General features: G+C 60.4%; 4 protein-coding genes. All 4 read right to left on the bottom strand.

Features of this window, described 5'->3' with window-relative positions:
* Positions 1–377: 377 nt before the first annotated feature.
* The gene (locus QP996_RS11670) at positions 378–1,145 is read right to left on the bottom strand and encodes an ATP-binding protein (RefSeq protein ID WP_284872799.1); all 768 of its coding nucleotides are present in this window, start codon (positions 1,143–1,145) and stop codon (positions 378–380) included.
* Between the two features lie 3 nt (positions 1,146–1,148).
* Positions 1,149–1,436, bottom strand: coding sequence for a hypothetical protein (locus QP996_RS11675; RefSeq protein ID WP_284872800.1), 288 nt, complete (start codon positions 1,434–1,436; stop codon positions 1,149–1,151).
* A gap of 133 nt (positions 1,437–1,569) precedes the next feature.
* On the bottom strand, positions 1,570–2,919 hold the full coding sequence (locus QP996_RS11680) for an IS256 family transposase (protein WP_284872801.1): 1,350 nt from the start codon (positions 2,917–2,919) through the stop codon (positions 1,570–1,572).
* A 17-nt stretch (positions 2,920–2,936) separates the two neighbouring features.
* The coding region (istA, locus tag QP996_RS11685) for an IS21 family transposase (protein WP_284872803.1) at positions 2,937–4,049 on the bottom strand (1,113 nt) is incomplete at its 5' end.

Here is a 4,049-nt window from a genome sequence, read left to right on the forward strand (position 1 = left end):
GTTACTGGCGGTGGCCGCCCCTGTATTTCCCAGGGCCCACCATCAGCAAGCGTTACACCACACTAAGGGACGCAACCGCGCTTGCTACCCCCGCGACCTCTATGTGCCCCCAGGTGACAGGTCCCGCCCCACCGGGTGGCAACGCCCCGGGTTGTCGTGGGGTGCACCAATGGTGGGTGTCGGTCCGGTTGTCCGCAATGCGGAGTCTAGGCCCGGCCCCGGGGTTTCGTGGCTGCGTTGGTGGTCGAGTAGTGGAGGTCGAGTGCAACGGTGTGCGCGGGTGTTTAGACCACGTGTTTAGTAACGGTGTGGTGAGTATCGGGTAACGCCCGGGTGAGTTTCGAGTAACACCCGGGCGTTTTGGGGTTTTGGCGGGGTTATTGGGTCAGTCGCATGTTGGTGCCTTCGAGTGTGATGATTTCGGCGCCGGCGACGAGTCGGTTGAGGATGGATTCGGCGATGACGGCATCGGGGATGGATTTGTACCACTCGTCGGGTGTGAACTGGGATGTCACGATGGTGGATCCGCGGGGTTCGCGCTCTGCGAGGATGTTGAGCAGTTGGTGTGCGGTAGCGGCATCGATTGGGGTGGTCAGGAAGTCGTCGAGGACTAACACGTCTGTGTGGTGGAGGTCTTCGAGGAATGTGATGCGGGCTGGGTCGTCGTGTTTGAGCACGGCGAGGTGGTTGGCGAGTGTGTCGGTGCGGAAGAAGCGTGCGGAGTAGTCGTTTCGGCACGCCGCGGTGAGTAGTGCTTGGGCGAGGTAGGTTTTGCCGACGGAGGATTTGCCCAGGATGACAATGTTTTGTGCGCTTTGGCACCATTGGCAGTGAGCGAGTCGGGTGATTTGCTCTTTGTTGATGGTGCGGCCGGGCGTGTAGGTGATGTCTTCGATACAAGCATCGGGATTTGGCGATCGGGATGCTTTGAGCAGTTTGTTGACTCGCCTCTCACGCTTGGCCGCTACCTCTTTATCGAGTGCGTAGAGCACCTTGTCGGAAAAGCTCCAGTCGTCGAATGCGGGATCGGCGGCGATGTCGATGACGCTTTGTCCGAAGGCGGTCATGCGCAGGTCGGTAAAGACCGGCAGGACTGATTCGTCGAGGAAGCGGGCAGATGCTGATGCTGGCTGTGGGTGGGGCATGGGTTATGCAGATCCCTTCTTGGTGAGGTTTTCGAGGCTGAACTGCCCAGCACCACCGAGGTAGGCGCCGCGGGTGTCACGCGCTGTCGGGGCAGACGCACCGTCAGCGGGTCTGCCGGTTGGTTGATCGGTTGGCAGGTCAGTGCCGGTAGGTCGTGTGGAGGTGTCTTTGCGCACGGCGGCCATCATGTTTTTCACCGCGGTATACGACACAGCACGCCTGGCACCGTCGGTGGACACCAGACGCCTGCAGGCTTCTTCGAGGATTGGCTTGTTGGTGTGTTTGCCCATGTTGAGCACGTTGCGGCACGCTTGATACGCCTGGGCAGGGATCGCTTTGGCTTCGATGAGCTCGGCAATCACCTGGCGGGTGGCCGGCCCGATCTTGGGAGGGTGTCCGATTCTTTGTGTGCGGGGGGTTGGTTTACAAGTAGTCCGCGAATCGGTCGGGGTAAGCCACGGCTAGTTGGTTGATGGCTTGTTTCCACCCGGTGGCTTTCGCTCCTTCAATATAGCCGTTGCACTCAATGTTGCGCTTTGCTTTCTTCGCCCGCTGGGCGGCACGCTTGTCTTCGATGTTGCAGATCATCAGCCAAAGCGTCTTCAGCGCCGCGGTATCGTTCGGGAATTGGCCCCTGTTGCGGGTAGCTTTACGCAATTCAGCATTGAGCGACTCGATCGAATTAGTGGTGTAGAGCACCCGGCGTGCCGCCGGCGGGAACTGCAGAAACGGCACGAACCGCTCCCACGCATCACGCCAAACTTTGACCGACTGCGGGTATTTCCGGCCGAGTTCACTGGCCTCGAAAGCATCCAGGCTGGCACGCGCGGTGTCTTCGTTGGCGGCCGTGTAGACCTCACGCAGCGCCCGGGAGACAGATTTGCGGTCCTGGTAGGACACCCACCGGTTCGCAGCCCGAATCAGGTGCACAATGCAGGTCTGCACCATCGAATTCGGCCAGGTTGCCTCCACAGCTTCCGGCAGCCCTTTGAGTCCGTCGCAGCACACGATGAACACGTCCTGGACACCACGGTTGGCCAGATCCGCGCACACCGATGCCCAGAATGCGGCGCCTTCGTTGTCGGCGATCCACAATCCCAGGATGTGCTTGATGCCGTCCATGTCGACACCAACCGCCATGTAGCAGGCTTTGTTGACCACGCGGTGGCCGTCACGGATTTTCACGCGCAGCGCGTCGAGGAAGATCACCGGGTAAAACTCGTCGAGCTGACGGTTCTGCCAGATCATGACCTCTTCCAAGACCGCATCGGTAATGGTGCTGATCGTATCCGGGCTCATATCCACCCCGAGCGTGGTTGCGAGATGGTGCTGAATATCGCGCACGGTCATCCCGCCGGCGTACAGCGAGACGATCATGTCATCGAGCTCAGTCAGTCGGCGTGCACCCTTGGGCACCATCTTCGGTGCAAACGTGCCGGCACGATCCCTGGGCACGGTCACTTCTACCGCGCCGTAGCCAGAATTGACGGTCTTGGTGTACGACCCGTTGCGGTGATTGGTCGCCTGTGCGGTTTCCACTTGGGCTTTGGTCTTGCGGTCGGAATGCCCATAGCCCAAATGCGCATCCATCTCCGCCTGCAGACCAGCGTTGATCGATGCCTGCAGTAGGCCTTTGACCAGCTCGCTTGCATCATCAGCGGAGGTCGACAGCTCGCTGATCAAGCTGGCGAGCTCAGGATTTTCCATCAGCTTCTCGCTGATCTCGTTGACCCTCGCCGGGTCATGGTTTTTCTTCGGTGACACCGTAGTCATTATCGGTGAAACTCCTTCTAGATCAGAGCCTCACACACAAACTTCCTGACACCCTCGATCTTGGCGGCTTCGCGCAGGAAGTACTCGCTTGTCCACAACCCACGGGTCTCACCCATGTTCGCCGGGATGTGGTCGGTGTCGGTGACATACACCCCGCGGGCACGCGCGAGTTGGTGGGTGGCCACACGCTGCCCGGCGTCGAAGACGGCGAGCACGTCACCGGTGATACGCACATCCACGGTGCGGCCCACCAGCTGGTTGGGCACCGAGTAATGCACGTTGTGCACTCTGATGTGGAAATTAGGCGCGACTTTGGCGCGTTTCCATTCGGTACGCTGCCACGGTGTTGCAGGCAGCGCGGTGAGCACGTCGCGTTCGAACTGATCAAACAATGCGCGCCTGCTCGTCGCATTGCCGCGAAACGGTTCGGCAGCGTTAATCCCATCGACCAGGGTGGTAATTTTTGCGTTGAGCTCGTCTAATCCGGCGCACTGGTGGCCATCGAGTGCGTGGATAACGTTCTGGGTGACAATCTTGACTGCAGCTTCAACGCTGGCCTTATCCTTGGGGCGTTTCGCCCGAGCCGGCAACGCTGCGGTGTTGTAGTGCTCCAAAAACTCCTCGTAGGTGGAGTTGACCCGGCGATTCCTGTCCGCGGCACTGATCGCATTCGAAGCCGTCGAGACATTATCCGGCACGATGACCTCGGCGACCCCGCCGAAGTACTCGAACGCGCGGATATGAGCTGCAAGCCACGCGTCCTGGCGCTCATCCGCGCACGCGCAGGCGAACACCATGCCTGAATACGGCAGCGAGGCGACAAAGATGCTGACCTTCGAGCCTTGCCCGCCGGTGGGGTCAAACAGCCGCATCTTCGTGCCTGCCCAGTCCACCTGCATCGTATGGCCTGGGGCATGGGTGATCCTGGCGGTCAGCCCGGCTGCATCAACGTGTTGAGCCACAAGTTGGCGAAACCGCTCGTAGCTGTAGTACCGCTGGTCTGTGCCCGCAGGCTGTGCGGTGTAGCGGCCCCACAGCACCTGCAGGGTCACTTTGTTGCGCCCGGTGCGTGCCTTGGCGACAGCGTCGAAATCGATCGGGACGAAATCGCCCTGAGCATGGCTGCGCCC

The sequence above is a fragment of the Corynebacterium sp. MSK008 genome, from assembly GCF_030232585.1.
GTDB lineage: Bacteria > Actinomycetota > Actinomycetes > Mycobacteriales > Mycobacteriaceae > Corynebacterium.